13 protein-coding genes are annotated in these 16,314 nt (G+C 63.8%); 4 read left to right on the top strand and 9 right to left on the bottom strand.

Annotation, left to right across the window (positions count from 1 at the left end; all coding sequences use genetic code 11):
* Window positions 1-36 precede the first annotated feature (36 nt).
* The 6 genes from DNK59_RS15495 to DNK59_RS15470 form a co-directional block, all read right to left on the bottom strand.
* Window positions 37-792, bottom strand: coding sequence for a molecular chaperone (locus DNK59_RS15495; protein ID WP_110723756.1), 756 nt, complete (start codon window positions 790-792; stop codon window positions 37-39).
* Between the two features lie 28 nt (window positions 793-820).
* Entirely contained in the window at window positions 821-1,402 is a 582-nt protein-coding gene (locus DNK59_RS15490; protein WP_110723755.1) for a fimbrial protein, read from the bottom strand.
* A 532-nt stretch (window positions 1,403-1,934) separates the two neighbouring features.
* On the bottom strand, window positions 1,935-3,284 hold the full coding sequence (locus DNK59_RS15485; protein WP_110723754.1) for an MFS transporter: 1,350 nt from the start codon (window positions 3,282-3,284) through the stop codon (window positions 1,935-1,937).
* Between the two features lie 79 nt (window positions 3,285-3,363).
* Entirely contained in the window at window positions 3,364-4,296 is a 933-nt protein-coding gene (locus DNK59_RS15480) for a 3-keto-5-aminohexanoate cleavage protein (protein ID WP_110723753.1), read from the bottom strand.
* Window positions 4,297-4,395: 99 nt separating this feature from the next.
* Window positions 4,396-5,184 (bottom strand): SDR family oxidoreductase, encoded by a 789-nt coding sequence (locus DNK59_RS15475; RefSeq protein ID WP_110723752.1) that lies wholly within the window; start codon window positions 5,182-5,184, stop codon window positions 4,396-4,398.
* Window positions 5,181-5,927, bottom strand: coding sequence for a GntR family transcriptional regulator (locus DNK59_RS15470; protein WP_110723751.1), 747 nt, complete (start codon window positions 5,925-5,927; stop codon window positions 5,181-5,183). The genes DNK59_RS15475 and DNK59_RS15470 overlap by 4 nt, the downstream gene beginning before the upstream one ends.
* Window positions 5,928-6,238: 311 nt before the next feature.
* Between DNK59_RS15470 and DNK59_RS15465 the strand changes: the two genes are divergently transcribed.
* The 4 genes from DNK59_RS15465 to DNK59_RS15450 are packed head-to-tail and all read left to right on the top strand — an operon-like array spanning window position 6,239 to window position 11,911.
* Window positions 6,239-8,359, top strand: a complete 2,121-nt coding sequence (locus tag DNK59_RS15465; protein WP_110723750.1) for a 3-hydroxyacyl-CoA dehydrogenase NAD-binding domain-containing protein — start codon at window positions 6,239-6,241, stop codon at window positions 8,357-8,359.
* 16 nt (window positions 8,360-8,375) lie between these two features.
* Window positions 8,376-9,560, top strand: coding sequence for an acetyl-CoA C-acyltransferase (locus DNK59_RS15460; protein WP_110723749.1), 1,185 nt, complete (start codon window positions 8,376-8,378; stop codon window positions 9,558-9,560).
* A gap of 10 nt (window positions 9,561-9,570) precedes the next feature.
* Entirely contained in the window at window positions 9,571-10,758 is a 1,188-nt protein-coding gene (locus tag DNK59_RS15455; protein WP_110723748.1) for an acyl-CoA dehydrogenase family protein, read from the top strand.
* Between the two features lie 10 nt (window positions 10,759-10,768).
* Window positions 10,769-11,911: an acyl-CoA dehydrogenase family protein gene (locus DNK59_RS15450; RefSeq protein WP_110723747.1), complete on the top strand. Its 1,143-nt coding sequence runs from the start codon at window positions 10,769-10,771 to the stop codon at window positions 11,909-11,911.
* Window positions 11,912-12,081: 170 nt separating this feature from the next.
* On the opposite strand, the gene DNK59_RS15445 is transcribed toward DNK59_RS15450, so the two are convergent.
* The 3 genes from DNK59_RS15445 to DNK59_RS15435 are packed head-to-tail and all read right to left on the bottom strand — an operon-like array spanning window position 12,082 to window position 16,189.
* A complete protein-coding gene (locus tag DNK59_RS15445) occupies window positions 12,082-13,050 on the bottom strand; it encodes a nitronate monooxygenase family protein (RefSeq protein ID WP_110723746.1) in 969 nt (322 codons plus the stop codon).
* Window positions 13,051-13,081: 31 nt separating this feature from the next.
* Window positions 13,082-14,437, bottom strand: a complete 1,356-nt coding sequence (locus DNK59_RS15440) for an MFS transporter (protein ID WP_110723745.1) — start codon at window positions 14,435-14,437, stop codon at window positions 13,082-13,084.
* Window positions 14,438-14,485: 48 nt separating this feature from the next.
* Window positions 14,486-16,189 carry a long-chain fatty acid--CoA ligase gene (locus DNK59_RS15435; protein ID WP_110723744.1) on the bottom strand — a complete coding sequence of 568 codons (1,704 nt, stop codon included), beginning with the start codon at window positions 16,187-16,189 and terminating at the stop codon, window positions 14,486-14,488.
* Between the last annotated feature and the right edge of the window lie 125 nt (window positions 16,190-16,314).

Below are 16,314 nucleotides of genomic sequence, written 5' to 3'. Positions count from 1 at the left end.
ACCAGGGCCAAGAGCGGAGTTGAATTGACCGGACAACTAGAGAAGGTTCTTTTCCAGCGGCACCCGGCCGCCGAAGTCATTGACCACTTCAAAGCGCACCGCTGCATTGCGGGGCACTCTTTCGGCGTTTGCCGGCCAGGCAAAGGACTCGCTGGCAAAAGGCGCGACCATCCCGACCCCCAGGTCGACGCTGCGCCCCTGCACTTGCACCTCGACCTTGCTGAAGGACAGGTAATAAGGGGTTGGATTGGATACCTGGACCACCGGACCTGCGGCCTTGTCCTGGGCAACTCCCGCGGGCTCAAACTTCCAACTGAGTTTTTCCACTGCCGAGTTGACATTGACCTTCAAGTCCGCAGGACGAAAGAACAACTTGATTCGGTGACGAAAGGTAAAGGCCAATCGGTTTTCATCCTGTTTGTGTTGTGGCGGAACTTCCAGAATATTCAGCCAGTACAGTGATTCACGATCAGCGGGCAACGGTTCTTTCGAATAACCAATGCGCAATACCGCCGCGGCATTGGGCTCCAGGCGACTGAGTGCCGGAGTCAGTTGAAATGGAACTTTCAGTTCTTCTGGGGCCTTACTGGCATCGCCATCGTCAATCCAGGCCTGGACCAACATCGGCACGCTGCCTGGATTATTCATTCTCAGTGTCACATCACGGGCATCCGCCGGATAAACCACACGCGTGCCATGAATGACTATCTCCGCATTGACTGCCGAAGAGAACAAACTCAGAAAGATGGCGCCGATAACGAACGTTCTAAACACATGCGCTTTCGGCGCCATGAGCAACTCCTTAAGTAACTGCCAGACGTCAGTTGTACGTCACATCGAAGTTGATATTGGAGTCGGCACGACCTGGGAGGACCGTGTCGCTGACCGCCACATAGGAGGCCTTGAACTTGAGCACGGCCTTGTTGCCCGCCACTTCGGCAAACTGCTGATTGTTGTTTTCCGAGAGGTCGATTTTCCCCGGGTTGGCGCCGTTGTTGTGAATCTGGATCTGCACGCCCGACGCCGAACCGGAACCGCTGTCGATCAGACGCAGGTTGCCGGTGGCGTTATCGATGAAACCGTCCTTGTGGAAGCTGACGGCGGCTTTGGAGCCGTCGGTGCAGCCGCTGCCACTGAGGTTGATGTTGAACTCCTTGAACTCGGAAGCCGAGCCGATGCCACCGTCGAACACCGAAGGCAGGACGTTGCCGAACTTGACCGTGCCGGTGTTCGCTCCGGACTCGTTGGCATCGACCTGAACCTTGCAACTGACGCTGGAGATCAGGCCTTCGAACTTCACGTTGCCGGAGTTGACACCGGTTTCTGCGTAGCTCAATGCCGGAGTCAGTGCCGCAAGCAGCAACCCGGAGGCCGCCATGGATGCAAAAGATTTAAGTTTCATCTGATTCCCTATTATTAAAAACCGTCTAAGAGCACAGCATTCAAAACAAACTCGCTCTCCCGAGACGTACAGCCTTGCTGAACTTCGAGCCAACGAAACATGAGTTGAACACCACAACAACCTCGATCAACTGCTCTTGCCCACAATAAAACACACATTACCAACAGGCATCTGCGTTCCATCCAGAGCGAACATCAAGATACCGACCGCACTCTTCTTTTAGAATAACGACCAATCTTCATGTAACGAGGAGCGCTCCTTAAATGAACAAGATTTTTCTTGGGAACTTGTACTACTTATAAAAAACACCACTAACCAGATAAAAAGCGACTAATGAATAAGACACTTCTTATATAAGGCCACCGACATTGCAACACCGCGATAAACCGCAGCGATTGCGCCCGGTAACCTGCGGATCAAGCGACCGCTGGCCGGTTCCGGGCCACAGCAGTGCTCGCAACGTAAAACGCCCGGTGCATTGCACCGGGCGTTTGCTCAAGGCTCTCGACAGCGCGGCCTGCGCTGCAAGCGTTCACAACCCGCTTGAGCGCCCCGGAACAGGGTGCGCAACCGCGGCCATGGGGCGCTCCGGACGCTGATCTTCATGGCCCTGACGCAAGCGCAAGGCCACCAGCGCCGCCACCAGCAGCACCAGGGCAATGGCCTTGAGGCCGTTCATGGCATCGCCGGTGCTCATCTCGATCGCCCCCATGACCGAGGGGCCGACAAAACCGCCCAACAGTCCGCAGGAGTTCACAAAGCCCAGACCTCCCGCCAGGGCCGCGCCTTTGAGCCGTGACGCCGGGTACAGGAAGATGATCGACTGCACCACGAAGAACATCAGCGCCGCCACGCAGAACCCCAGCAGACTCAACACCGGCCCGGAAAAGGCCGCGATCAACAGCCCGGCCGCCATCGTCAGCAAGCCGCAGACCAGCAGGCGCCGGGCCCGCTGCGCGCTGCTGGCCAGCCGTGGCAGGCTGATCGCCCCCAGCGCCGCGGCGATCCATGGCAGCGAGGTCAGCAGGCCGACGCTCATCAGGCTCAGGCTGCCGTACTTGCCAATGATGCTGGGGAGGAAAAAGATCACGGTGTAGATGGTGATCTGGTGACAGAAGTAGACAAAGATCGCCAGCAGGATCTGCGGCGTAAAGCACTGGCGGAACGAATGCCCGCCCTGCCCCGCGCCCTCATCGGCTTCGTCGGCCAGGCGCTGCTCGATGCCCCGGGCCTCCTCGGCGCTCAACCAGGGCGCGCGGCTTGGACGGTCCGGCAGGCGCCGCCAGACCACCCAGGCGAAGAACACCGCCGGCAGCCCTTCGAGCAGGAACACCCACTGCCAGCCATGCCAGCCCAACAGGCCATCCATTTTCATCACCGCCGCCCCCAGCGGACCGCCGATGATATTGGCCAGGCATACCCCCAGCAGGAAATAGCCGGTAGCCCGGGCCCGTTGCCGGCGGTCGAACCAGTAGGTCAGGTACAGCATGACCCCGGGAAACAGGCCGGCTTCGGCGATCCCCAGCAGCAGGCGCAGCACATAGAAGGAGGTCTCGCCCTGGACCCAGGCCATGGCGGCGGAGATCAGCCCCCAAGTGACCATGATCCGGGCAATCCAGAAGCGCGCGCCGACCTTGTGCATGATCAGGTTGCTGGGCACCTCGGACAGCGCATAGGTGAGGAAGAACAACCCGGCACCCAGGCCATAGGCAGCCGCGGAAATGCCCAGGTCCACATCCAGTTGGTGTTTGGCCAGGGCGATGTTGGTGCGGTCGAGAAAACTCAGGACATAGGCCGCGATCAACAGCGGCATGAGCTTGAGAAACATCAGCCGGGTCAGTTGTTGCGAGTCCCGGGGCGCTGCAGTGGTTGCAGTGTGCATGGGGCATATCCCTTTTTAGTTGTTATGCGGGATCGTCAGCGGGCCTGGAGCCAGGGCCGCTGACACGGGCCTTCAAGGGTCAGAACGCGACCTGGTCACGCCCCTTGAGCCCGAGCAGGGCCCGAGCTTCGTCCGGGGTCGCGACACGGCCGCCCAGGGCTTCGATGACCGTGCGAATGCGCCGCACCTGATCAGCGTTGCTGGTCGCCAGTTTGCCGGGGCCATCCCACAGCGAGTCCTCGAGGCCGACCCGGGCATGGCTGCCCATGGCCAGGCCCATGGTGGCCAGGGGGATCTGGTTGCGCCCGGCGCCAAGGATCGACCAGTGATAGGCATCGCCAAACAGCCGGTCGGCGGTGCGGCGCATGTGTGCCAGATCCTCGGGATGTCCACCGATGCCGCCACGCAGGCCGAACACCGACTGGATGAACAGCGGTGCCTTGAGCAGGCCGCGCTCCAGGAAATGCGCAGCGGTGTAGAGGTGACCGATGTCGTAGCACTCGATCTCGAAGCGCGTGCGATTCTCGGCACAGGCGCTGAGGATATGGGCAATATCGCGGAAGGTATTGCGGAAGATGCGGTCGTCGCTCTCCTCCAGGTACGGCCGCTCCCAGTCATGCTTGAACTCGGTGAAGCGGTTGAGCATTTCGTACAGGCCGAAGTTCATCGAGCCCATGTTCAGCGAGGCCAGCTCCGGCTTGAATTCCAGCACTGGCTGCAGACGTTCCTCGACGCCCATGGTGGGTGCGCCACCGGTGGTGAGATTGATCACCACATCGCAGGCACCCTTGATCTGCGGCAGAAAACGCCGGAACAGCTCGGGGTCCTGGCTCGGCCGCCCATCCTCCGGATCTCGGGCATGCAGGTGCACGATGGCCGCACCGGCTTGGGCCGCAGCAATGGCCTGGGCGGCAATTTCTCCGGCGGTGATCGGCAGGTGCGGCGACATGGACGGGGTATGAATCGCCCCGGTGACTGCGCAAGTGATGATGACAGGCGTTTTTTCAGGCATGACGGTACTCCGACTTTTATTCTTGATGAAAAAAATCCCTGGGTGTCGCTGATGGAATTCACCGCTGACGACCTTCAGCGGTGCGGATCGCGGGTGTGGCTAGAGGTACTCGACGTTGCCGTCGACGCTGATCGCCTGGCCAGTGATATTGCGGGCCGCCGGCGAGCAGAGAAACAGCGCCATGGCGGCCACGTCTTCGGCACTGACCATGCGCTTGAGGGAGATCTTGTTCAGGTACTCCTGGCGCATGACGGCAACCGGCACCCCGGTCTGTTCGGCCCGGGCCTGAATCACCGCATCCATGCGCGGTCCCTCGACGATGCCCGGCAACAGCGCATTGACCCGGATATCGCTGGCCCCAAGCTCGGCCGCCAGGGATTTCATCAGCCCGACGATGGCCCACTTGGTGGCCGCATACGGCGTGCGCCAGGCATATCCCAGGCGCCCGGCCACCGAGGCGATGTGCAACAGATGGGCGTTGTCCGAGGCCTTGAGCAAAGGCACCCCGTGGTGGGCAAAGCGGTACTGCGCGGTCAGGTTGATATCGATGGTGCGTTGCCAGTCTGCGTCGCTGACGGCGTCAATGCCGGCCGTGGGCCCGGCAATGCCTGCGTTGTTGACCAGTACGTCCAGCCCGCCGAAGCGCTCTGCCTGAAGCTGGAACAGGGCTCGGACCTGTTCCGGATCAGCGACATCGGTGCGGGTCGCCAGCGCCTGGGGATAGCGATCCCGGAACGCCGCCAGCGCCGCCTCACTGACGTCGCAGACATGCACCCGGGCCCCGGCTTCGAGATAGGCCCGGGCCAGCACTTCGCCGATGCCCGCCGCGCCGCCGGAAATCATCACCCGCAAGCCCGGATAAGGCTGCAAGCGCTGCAAGATGCTCATGCCCGACCTCCTTTGACCGCCGCCGCACCAGGCTTCTTGGCCAACAGCCGGCCCAGGGAATCCGCCGCTTGCATGATGTCGTCGGTGACCGCCGCTCGCACTCCCGGACCGTCACCGGCGGCCAGGGCTTCGACGATGCGATCGTGGGCCTCCATGGAACGTTGCAGGTGGGCCTGGTCCGGCGCCACCAGGGCGAAACACGGCCCCATGTGCAACCAGAAGTTCTCCACCGCGGCCATGGTCAGCTCGGCTCGGGCCACAGCATAGATTCGCCGGTGAAAGGCGAAGTTGGTCCACAGGTAACGGGACACATCCACCTCGTCGGCAGCCTTTTGCATCTGCCGGCACAGATCGGTGATCTCCTGCAGATCGCTCTTTTGCAGGTGCTGCAGGGCTTTTTCCGCCAGTAGCCCCTCCAGTGCCACCCGTGCGTCACGGATCTCCCGCAGACGCTCCAGCGTCATCATTCGCACTCGCAGACGTGAAGTTTCCGTGACTTCAAAAGCATTTTCCGCACTCAGGCGCTGCAAGGCTTCGCGTACCGGCATGGGGCTGGAACCCAGGGCTTCGGCCAGGCCACGGATGGTCAACTTCTGGCCCGGTTGAAAACGCCCACTCATCAAGGCTTCGCGGATCTGCCGGTACACCTGCTCCTGCAAGGTATCGCGAGAAACCTGACGCAATGTGGGTAGGGGGATTGGATCTTGAGAAACAGGATCTTGAGAAACCGGACCTTCAGACATGGGATCTACCTGTGTTGTGGTTCTTGTGCCCGACAATATGTGATCACAAATCAAATATGTCAAACATCGAACCCTGATCCAAAACCTGCCATGGAAGACCGCTTTACCGCTAAAACCGCTTATTTATTCCGCACTGCGAAATATCATTCCGTATTGACCGCATTATTCATTGATGACAGGATTATTTTCGCCAAGTGATTCAAATAGCGGAATCAAGCTATCAGTGACTGGGACGTTGTCCCGCTGGTCACCCTGAACGCCACGCCGCGCCCATCGACCTCTCGCTGGCCTTCACCCCGGAGACTGCAGCAATGAGTTGCCAAACAGCCCTGCCAATCGTCGACAGCGCACTGCACGGAAACATCCTGGTGCTGACCCTCAACAACCCGCCGGTCAATGCCCTGGGGGTGGAGATCCGCCGCGGACTGCTGGCGGCCATCGACAGTGCCGGCGACAACCCGGCGGTCGAAGCCATACTGCTGGTCGGCGCAGGACGGCACTTCTGCGGCGGCGCCGACATTCGCGAATTCGGCAAGACACCCCAGGCGCCGACGTTGCCGGAAGTGGTCCAACGGATCGAGGACAGCAGCAAGCCGGTGCTGGCGACGATCCAGGGTGTGGCCCTGGGAGGAGGCCTGGAAGTCGCCATCGCCGCCCACTACCGTCTGGCCACCGGCAGCGCCCGGCTCGGTCTGCCGGAGGTGCTGCTGGGCCTGCTCCCCGGCGCCGGCGGCACCCAGCGTCTGCCGCGCCTGATCGGTGCCAGAGCGGCCCTGGAGCTGATGCTCAGCGGGCGCCACCTGAGCGCCGAGGAGGCCCTGGGCCTGGGCTTGGTCGACCGTCTGGGGGACAGTGATGACGCCCTGGCCGAAGGCCTGGCCTATATGCGCCAGTTGCTGGCACAGGGCGCCACTGTCCGACGTACCCGGGATGCCCAGGCCCTGAACGAGCAAACCGCCCAGCGCCAAGCGATCGATGCTGCCCGCCAGCAGGCCACGCAGAAATCTCGGGGCCTGCTGTCTCCGTTGCACATCATCCAGGCCGTGGAAGCAGCCCTCGATCAATCTTTCGAAGACGGCCTGCGCGAAGAACGCCGACTGTTTCTGGAGTGCCTCGACAGCCCGCAGCGCGCCGGGCTGGTGCATGCCTTCTTCGCTGAGCGCGAAGTGCTCAAGGCCCCCGAAACCCGCGCGGCAGCTCCCCGGGCCATTGCCCGGGTGGGCGTGGTGGGTGGCGGCACCATGGGCGCCGGCATCGCCGTGACGGCCCTCGACGCGGGCCTGGAAGTGACCATGATCGAGCGCGACCAGGACGCCCTGAATCGCGGCCGCGGCAATCTCGAAAAGGTCTACGACACCTTGATCGACAAAGGCCGCCTGACCCAGGCCGACAAAGCCGCGACCCTGGCCCGCTTCAGTGCCAGCACCGACTACCAGGACCTGGCCCACGCCGATCTGGTGATCGAGGCCGTGTTCGAGGACATGGCGGCCAAGCTTGCGGTATTCGCCGAACTGGATCGGGTGTGCAAGGCCGGCGCGGTGCTCGCCAGCAACACCTCCTACCTGGACATCAACGCCATCGCCGACAGCGTCTCGCGGCCCGCCGACGTCATCGGCCTGCACTTCTTCTCCCCCGCCAACATCATGAAGCTGCTGGAGATCGTGGTCCCGTCCAAGGTCGCCAGCGATGTCGTCGCCACCGCCTTCGAGCTGGCGAAGAAGCTGCGCAAGGTGCCGGTGCGTGCCGGGGTCTGTGATGGGTTCATCGGCAATCGCATCCTCGCGGTCTATCGCCAGGCCGCTGACCACATGATGGAAGACGGTGCCTCGCCCTATCAGATCGACCAGGTCCTGCGGGATTTCGGCTTCCCCATGGGACCCTTCCAGGTGACCGACCTGGCCGGTGGCGACATTGGCTGGGCAACCCGCCAGCGCAAGGCCGCCACCCGCGATCCCCGGGCCCGCTATGTACAGATCGCCGACCGCCTCTGCGAGCGCGGCTGGTTCGGGCAGAAAACCGGTCGCGGTTACTACCTCTATCCCGAGGGGCCGCGCAGCGCCAGGCAGGACCCGGAGGTCCTGGCGATCATCGATACCGAGCGGGCCCGGGCCGGCATCTCGCCCCGGAGCTTCAGCAACCCGGAAATCCTGCGGCGCTACATGGCGGCCATGATCAACGAAGGGGCCAACGTGGTGCATGAAGGCATCGCCCTGCGCCCCCTGGACGTGGACATCACCCTTATCCATGGCTACGGCTTCCCACGCTATCGCGGAGGGCCGCTCAAGTACGCCGACCAGTACGGCCTGCCCCAGGTCCTGGCGGATATCCGCGAATTCGCCGAAGAAGATCCGCTGTTCTGGAAAGCCTCCCCCTTGCTGGTGCAGTTGGTAGAGCGCGGCGAGAACTTCGACAGCCTCAACCACAGCCACTGACCAAGGAGCACGTCCCATGCGCGAAGCCGTCATAGTCTCCACTGCACGCACGCCCCTGACCAAGGCCCATCGCGGCGAATTCAACATCACCCCAGGCCCCACCCTCGCCGCCTTCGCAGTGCGCGCCGCGGTCGAGCGGGCCACCATCGATCCGGGGCTGATCGAAGATGCCATCCTCGGCTGCGGCTATGGCGAAGGCACCACCGGGCGCAACGTCGCGCGCCTGGCAGTGGTCCGTGCCGGCTTGCCCATCAGCATCGCCGGCACCACGGTCAACCGCTTCTGCGCCTCCGGGTTGCAGGCCATTGCCATGGCCGCGGGACGCATCGTGGTGGACGGCGCCCCGGCGATCATCGCCGGCGGCGTGGAAAGCATTTCGCAGATCCGTGGCCGTGGCGCCAGCGACGACCCGGACCTCGACCCCTGGCTGGTGCAGCACAAGCCGGAACTGTTCCTGCCGATGATCGAAACCGCCGACATCGTCGCCGCGCGCTATGGCATCAGCCGCGAGGCCCAGGACCGTTTTTCGCTGGCAAGCCAGCAAAAGACCGAAGCCGCACAACTGGCTGGCCGCTACCGCGAGGAAATCATCCCCTGCACCACCACCATGGCGCTGACCGACAAACAGAGCGGCAGGGTCAGCCAGCTTCAGGTCACGGTGGAGGCCGACACCTGCAACCGTCGCGGCACCACCTACGAGGCCCTGGCCAAACTGCAAGCGGTGCAAGGCCCTGAGCGTTTCATCAGCGCCGGCAATGCCTCGCAACTGTCCGACGGCGCCTCGGCCTGCGTATTGATGGAGGCCCGGGAAGCGTCCCGCGCCAACCTGACCCCCTTGGGGGCATTTCGTGGCATGGCGGTGGCTGGCTGCGAGCCCGACGAGATGGGCATAGGCCCGGTGTTCGCCGTGCCCAAGCTGCTGGCCCGACACGGCCTCAAGATCGAGGACATCGGCCTCTGGGAACTCAACGAAGCCTTCGCCTCCCAGGCGCTCTACTGCCAGCAGCGACTGGGCATCGCCGACGAATGCCTGAACGTCAACGGCGGCGCCATCGCCCTGGGTCACCCGTTCGGCATGACCGGCGCGCGCCTGGCCGGCCATGTGCTGCTTGAGGGACGTCGGCGGGGGGTGAAGTACGCCGTGGTCAGCCTGTGCATCGCCGGCGGCATGGGCGCCGCCGCGCTGTTCGAAATCTACTGAGGACATCGCCATGGACCTGAGTTTCACCCCACAAGAAGAGGCCTTTCGCGACCAGGTGCGAAGCTTTCTCGCCGAACGCCTGCCCCCTGCCCTGAGTGACAAGGTGGCCGCAGGCGAGCGCCTGTCCAAGGCCGATATGGAGCAATGGCATGCACTGCTCAACGCCCGCGGCTGGTTGGCCAATCACTGGCCCGAAGCCTTTGGCGGACCGGGCTGGAGCCCCGTGGAAAAGTTCATCTTCGAGCTGGAGTGCGGGCTGGCCAATGCGCCGCGCATCGTGCCCTTTGGCGTCAATATGCTGGGGCCGGTGCTGATCAAGTACGGCACCCCGCAGCAGCAGGACTATTGGTTGCCGCGGATTCTCGACGGCCGCCACTGGTGGTGCCAGGGCTATTCGGAACCCGGTGCTGGCTCGGACCTGGCGGCGGTGAAGACCACGGCCGTGCGCGACGGCGATCACTATGTGGTCAACGGCCAGAAGACCTGGACCACCCTGGGCCAGCACGCCAACATGATTTTCTGCCTGGTACGCACCGACCGTGAGGCCAAGCCCCAGGAAGGCATCAGCTTCCTGCTGATCGACATGGCCAGCCCCGGGGTCGAGGTGCGGCCGATCATCACCCTGGAAGGCGATCACGAAATCAACGAAGTCTTCTTCACCGACGTGCGGGTGCCGGTGGCCAATCGAGTGGGCGAGGAGAACAAGGGCTGGACCTGCGCCAAGTACCTCCTGACCTACGAGCGCACCAACATTGCCGGGGTCGGCTTGTCCATGGCCGCGCTGCAGCGCCTCAAGCGCGTGGCGGCGCAGCGCACCCGCCACGGCCGGCCGCTGCTGGAAGACCCGCAATTCGCCGCGCGCCTGGCACGGGTCGAGATCGATCTCGAGAACATGAAGACCACCAACCTGCGGGTGATCGCGGCCGTCGCTGGCGGCGGTGCCCCCGGCGCGGAAAGCTCGATGCTGAAAATCTGCGGCACGCAGATCCGTCAGGAACTGACCGCCCTGCTACGCCGGGCCATGGGCCCCGCCGCCCGGGTCATGGCGGCCCAGGAGCAGGCCGACGCGCTGGACCTGGGCCCGGCCTTCGCCAGCAGCGCGGCGGCGCAGTACTTCAACAATCGCAAGCTGTCGATCTTCGGCGGCTCCAATGAAATCCAGAAAAACATCATTTCGAAAATGATTCTCGGGCTCTGAGGGGGCGCACATGAACTTCGAACACAGCGCGGAGCAGCGCATGCTCGGCGACAGCCTGAACCGCTTCATCGCCCAGCAGTACAACCTGGAAAAACGCCAGCAGAGCCTGCAATCCGACCTGGGCTTCAACCCCGATATCTGGCGCCAGCTGGCGGACCTGGGGGTGATCGGCGCCCTGTTCAGCGAAGCCGACGGTGGCTACGGCGGCAGCGGCTTCGACCTGGCCCTGGTCTTCGAGGCCATTGGTCGCGGGTTGCTGGTAGAGCCGTTGCTGGGCAGCGCGGTGCTGGCCGGCGACGCCATCGCCAGCGCCGGCACCGAGGCGCAGAAAGTCGAGCTGGCGAAGATCATCGACGGCAGCCTGATCGCCGCCCTGGCCCATGACGAACCCGATAGCCACTACGAACTCAACCGGGTCGCCTGCCGCGCCGAGCCAGATGCCGATGGCTGGCGCCTGGACGGCCTCAAGAGCCTGGTCCTGCACGGCGAGCAGGCCGGTCTGCTGGTGGTTTCGGCACGCACCGCGGGGGCCATCGACGACCGCCTGGGAATTTCGCTGTTCCTGGTACCGGCAGATACCCCGGGCCTGCAGATCCGGGGTTGCGCCACCCTCGACAGCGGCCCGGTTGCCCAGCTGCGGCTGGACCAGGTGATCCTGCCGGGCTATGCCCTGCTGGGCGACCTGCACCAGGGTTACGCGCCCCTGGAGCGGGCGATTGGCCGAGGCGTGCTGGCGCTGTGCGCGGAAGCCCTGGGCGCCATGGAGGCCGCCAAGCTGGCGACCCTGGACTACCTGCGTACCCGCCAGCAATTCGGCCGTCCTATCGGTAGCTTCCAGGCACTGCAGCATCGCATGGCGGTGTTGTTGCTGGAGATCGAGCAGGCGCGTTCGGCAGTGATCAACGCCGCGGCCGCCCTCGACGCCGACCGTCTGACCCGCGAACGCAGCCTGTCGGCGGCCAAGGTCAGCATCGGCCGCATCGGCGTCCTGGTGGCAGAGGAATGCATCCAACTGCATGGCGGTATCGGCATGACCTGGGAGTTGCCACTGGCCCATTACGCCAAGCGGCTGGTAATGATCGACCATCAGTTGGGGGACGAGGATCACCACCTGCAGCGCTACGTCGCCCTTGGCCAAGCACCGACCCCATGAGTCTCTCGGACCGGCAATCACAGGCCCTGGGCAAAAGGGCGGCAGGTGTCGCCAATGTGGATGAGAACCGGCTGATCCTCGACTACAGCCTCAAGCTCTGGTAGCCGCCACAGCGTTCTCGGAAACGCCGCTGCCGGCAACTGCCGGCAGCGCTATCAAGCCACAGCGACTCAGAACACCTGGCAGCCAAGCCGTTGGCAAGCCTCTCGATACTCCGTGGCCAGGCGCGCCACCAGCACTTCGGCGGCCGGCACCGCGTGCAGAACGCCAATGCCCTGGCCACAGCCCCAGATCTCCTTCCAGGCCTTGGGCCGTTGCCGATCCGCGCCGAAGTTCATCTGTGAGGGGTCGCTGCTGGGCAATGCCTCGGGGTCCAGGCCGGCAGCGCTCAGCGAGGCTTTCAGGTAGTTGCCATGCACCCCGGTGATGAGGTTGGTGTAGACGATGTCCTCGGCCCCCGACTGGCGGATCATCTCTTTGTAGGCCGGTACGGCGTTGGCTTCAGCGGTGGCGATAAAGGCCGAGCCGATGTAGGCCAGATCGGCGCCCAGGGCCCGGGCCGCGAGGATCGATCGGCCCGAGGCGATGGCCCCCGAAAGCAGCAGCGGGCCGTCGAACCACTGGCGGATTTCCTGAACCAGGGCAAAGGGCGACTGGGTGCCGGCATGGCCTCCAGCACCAGCCGCCACCGCAATCAGGCCATCGGCGCCCTTGTCGATGGCCTTGCGGGCAAAGCGGTTGTTGATCACGTCGTGCAGCACGATGCCACCGTAGCTGTGCACCGCCTGGTTGATCTCGGGACGCGCGCCCAGGGACGTGATGATGATCGGCACCTTGTACTTCACGCAGACCGCCATGTCCTGCTCCAGCCGGTCGTTGGAGCGATGCACGATCTGGTTCACCGCGAAAGGCGCCGCAGGCCGCTCCGGGTGCAGCCGATCGTGCTCGGCCAGGGCCTGGGTGATCTGCTCGATCCACCCACTCAGGCGCTCTGCTGGCCGGGCATTCAAGGCCGGGAACGAACCGACGATACCGGCCTTGCACTGGGCGATCACCAGTTCAGGGGTGGAAATGATGAACAGCGGCGCCGCCACCACCGGCAAGCGCAAACGCTGTGAAAGAATCTCGGGCAAGCTCATGCTCTGGCTCCTGTGCCATTGACCAGAAGGTTCATGATTCGGCCAGGGCCACTGCGGCTCGGGGGGCTCTGGCGCTACGCGCCGTGATCAACACCAGGGCGCCGGCCAGCAGGTACATCACAATCCCCAGGTACATGCTGGAGACATGCCCGCCGGTATGGCTGTTGATCACCCCGTTGAGCCAGGGCGTAACGGCCGGCCCAAGGTTGCCCAGGCTGCTGATAAAGGCGATGCCCCCGGCAGTGGCCGCCACCGACAGGTACTCGCTGACCAGGGCGAAGAACAGCGGAGTGCCGGCCTTGATTCCCACGTAGGCCACACACAGGGCCGCTACCGACATCACCAGGTGGCCGTTGAGCAAGGTGATGATCGCCAGGCCGAATGCCGCGACGGCCATGCTGCCGACAAAGTGCCAGCGGCGCTCACGCTGCTTGTCCGAGTGCCAGCCGATCAGCACCATGCCGCCGATGCCGATGATATTGGGCACCGCCGTGATCAACCCCACCAGCAACAGGTCCTGGGTGCCCCAGCCCTGGATCAGGCTCGGCATCCAGAACACCAGCATGTAGGTGGCGCCCAGGAACATGAAATAGGCCAGGGACAGCAGGTAGATCTTGGGGTCGCGAAACATCTGCGCCAGGCTGTCCCGGGACTTGTGGCGGGCATTTTTCAGGTCCTGGGCCATGTCCTCCTTGAGCAATCGCTGCTCCCTTGAACTGAGCCACCGGGCCTGCTCCGGGCTGTCCTGCAGATATAGAAAGGCCAGCACCCCCAGCACGCTGGCCGGCAGGCCCTGGATCACGAACATCCATTGCCAGCCGTTGAAGCCGGCCACGCCATCGAGGTACTTGAGGATGCTCCCCGAAACGGGACCGGCGATCAGTCCGGCGACGGCGGCGGCCGTCATGAAGATGGCGATCACCTGCCCACGGCGCGGCGCCGGAAACCAGTAAGTGAAATACAGGATCACCCCCGGAAAGAACCCCGCCTCGAAGGCCCCCAGGAGAAAACGCAGGATGTAGAACTGCAACGGTGTGGCGACGAACATTATCGCCGCGGCCACCAGCCCCCAGCAGAACATGATGCGCAGCAGGGTCTTGCGCACACCACTGCGCTTGAGCATGAGGTTGCTGGGGACTTCGAAAAGAAAGTAGCCGATAAAGAAGATTCCGGCCCCAAGGCCATAGACCGCGTCGCCAAACGCCAGCGTCTGTTTCATCTGCAGTTGGGCATAGCCGATATTGACCCGGTCGAGGAAGGCGATCATGTAGCAGAGCATCAGCAGTGGCAGCAGGCGCCAGCGAATCTTCGCGTACAGCGCGTCGAGCTGCTGGCCTGGGTCGGGTGAAGCGTGCGGATCTTGGACAGTTATTATTTTTGTCGTCATTGTCGTCTCCGGCGCGGGCATTGGTTAGCGCATCAAGGACATCGCTGTTCAGGGCTGGCTGGCCTCGCGCTCCTGGAGCACCCGCCACATGACTTTGCCGGAGCCGGACTTGGGCAGGCTGTCGACGAACTCCAGCAGCCGCGGCACTTTGTAGGCGGCCATGTGCTCGCGCGCCCAGTCGATGATCTGCTGTGGACGGGTACGGCCAACGGCCTCGCTGCGCAGGACCACCAGGGCTTTGACGGTTTCTCCGCGGTAGGTGTCCCGGGCCGCGATGACACAGGCTTCATGCACCGCCGGGTGCTTGAACAGCAGGGCCTCCACCTCCGCCGGCCAGACCTTGAAACCACTGCTGTTGATCATTCGCTTGAGGCGATCGGTGAGAAAGAAGTACCCCTCCTCGTCCATGTGGCCAAGGTCGCCGGTGCGCAGGAAGCGCTTGCCCTCGAATTCGACAAAAGCCGCCGCGGTCGCCTCGGGGTTGCGCCAGTAGCCTTTGAACAGCATCGGCCCCCAGGTAATGATTTCCCCCACCTGGCCCGGCTCCAGTTCTTTGAGGGTCTGGGGATCGACCACCCGCGAGTCGACGCCGAAGAACGGCATGCCCAGGCATTGCAGCTTGGCCCTCTCGGGGGGGTTGCCATGGCTGGCGGCGGCGGTTTCCGTGAGCCCGTAGCCTTCGAGAAAGGTCAGGCCGAACTCCTCCCGCAAGCGCTGCGCCACGGCCTCCGGCATCGCCGCTCCGCCGCCATTGATATGCACCAGGCTGGACAGCTCGAACTCCTGGTAGTTGGGGCTGGCGAACAGGTCGATGATCATGGTCGGGATGCAGGTCCAGTGAGTCACCCGATGACGGGAAATCAGGCGCCCGGCCAGTTCCCGGTCCCAACGCGGCATGATCACCGTGCTGGTGGCGTCGAACACCGCCCGCAGGACAAAACACACCAGGCCGGTGATGTGGAAGAACGGCACCACCCCCAGGCCCACCGACTCGACGGTGGACTGGGTCCAGCTGCCGCTGACCGCGTTGCTCATCAGGCTGCGATGGGTGTGCATGCAACCCTTGGGGTGGCCGGTGGTGCCCGAGGTGTATTGCAGCATGGCCAGGTCGTCGGCCTGGGCGTCATGGGGCCCCGGGCTCAAGGCCAGGTCGAGCACTTCAAGCCAGTGCCGGTAGCCCGTGGCCAGGGGCGGCGCGCTGCGCAGCCAGGCATCGATCTCGGGACTGGGGGCTTCCGCCGGATGCAGGTCCGCCGGCGCCGGCATGGCATCGCTGTAGCGGGTCACCAGCAGTTCGCGCAATTGCTGCTCGGGCGCCAGGGTGGCGTTGGCCGCCTGGGCAATCGGCGTCAGGTCCGCCGCACAGATCAGCACCCGCGCCTGAGCATCGTCGAGCTGATAGCTCAACTCCTCCACCTTGTTCATCGGGTTGACCGGCACCACCACCGCATTCGCTCGCAGGATGGCGTAGTAGGCGACGATGAATTGCGGACAGTTCTGCAGGTACAGCACCACCCGATCCCCGGATTCGACGCCCACGCTCTGCAACCAGCCGGCCAAGGCCAGGGCCTGGGCACGCAACATCGAAAAACTCAGCTCCCGACCGAAGAAGCGATACGCCACTTTGTCCGGGTAGCGCTGGGCGGCCACCTCCAGGTTGAACCACAGCGAGGTGGCGGGCACCGTCAGCGCCAGGGGCAAGCGTTTGGGCCAGACACGGTGATGAGGACGCTGAGTACGGATCGTGGACATGGAGCCTCCTTCAAGCCCTGGGTCGATCGGGATGCAACCTCCGGATCGGGTCGATCCTGCCCCATGCACCCGGTTCATTTCAATCACTTATATTCCGCTGTGCGAAATATCATTCCGTATTGACC

The sequence above is a fragment of the Pseudomonas sp. TKO26 genome (assembly GCF_003225665.1).
Taxonomy (GTDB): domain Bacteria; phylum Pseudomonadota; class Gammaproteobacteria; order Pseudomonadales; family Pseudomonadaceae; genus Aquipseudomonas; species Aquipseudomonas saponiphila.
The sequence above is the reverse complement of the archived record's forward strand: the minus strand, read 5'-3'. Positions and strand labels throughout refer to the sequence as shown.

What these genes read in the sequence shown, in the direction of transcription:
- DNK59_RS15475 (WP_110723752.1), bottom strand. Translation starts at nt 5,184, where the DNA reads ATGAGCATCTTGCAGCGCTTGCAGCCTTATCCGGGCTTGCGGGTGATG.
- DNK59_RS15445 (WP_110723746.1), bottom strand. Translation starts at nt 13,050, where the DNA reads ATGAGCTTGCCCGAGATTCTTTCACAGCGTTTGCGCTTGCCGGTGGTG.
- DNK59_RS15460 (WP_110723749.1), top strand. Translation starts at nt 8,376, where the DNA reads ATGCGCGAAGCCGTCATAGTCTCCACTGCACGCACGCCCCTGACCAAG.
- DNK59_RS15480 (WP_110723753.1), bottom strand. Translation starts at nt 4,296, where the DNA reads ATGCCTGAAAAAACGCCTGTCATCATCACTTGCGCAGTCACCGGGGCG.
- DNK59_RS15495 (WP_110723756.1), bottom strand. Translation starts at nt 792, where the DNA reads ATGGCGCCGAAAGCGCATGTGTTTAGAACGTTCGTTATCGGCGCCATC.
- DNK59_RS15465 (WP_110723750.1), top strand. Translation starts at nt 6,239, where the DNA reads ATGAGTTGCCAAACAGCCCTGCCAATCGTCGACAGCGCACTGCACGGA.
- DNK59_RS15490 (WP_110723755.1), bottom strand. Translation starts at nt 1,402, where the DNA reads ATGAAACTTAAATCTTTTGCATCCATGGCGGCCTCCGGGTTGCTGCTT.
- DNK59_RS15470 (WP_110723751.1), bottom strand. Translation starts at nt 5,927, where the DNA reads ATGTCTGAAGGTCCGGTTTCTCAAGATCCTGTTTCTCAAGATCCAATC.
- DNK59_RS15455 (WP_110723748.1), top strand. Translation starts at nt 9,571, where the DNA reads ATGGACCTGAGTTTCACCCCACAAGAAGAGGCCTTTCGCGACCAGGTG.
- DNK59_RS15435 (WP_110723744.1), bottom strand. Translation starts at nt 16,189, where the DNA reads ATGTCCACGATCCGTACTCAGCGTCCTCATCACCGTGTCTGGCCCAAA.
- DNK59_RS15450 (WP_110723747.1), top strand. Translation starts at nt 10,769, where the DNA reads ATGAACTTCGAACACAGCGCGGAGCAGCGCATGCTCGGCGACAGCCTG.
- DNK59_RS15440 (WP_110723745.1), bottom strand. Translation starts at nt 14,437, where the DNA reads ATGACGACAAAAATAATAACTGTCCAAGATCCGCACGCTTCACCCGAC.
- DNK59_RS15485 (WP_110723754.1), bottom strand. Translation starts at nt 3,284, where the DNA reads ATGCACACTGCAACCACTGCAGCGCCCCGGGACTCGCAACAACTGACC.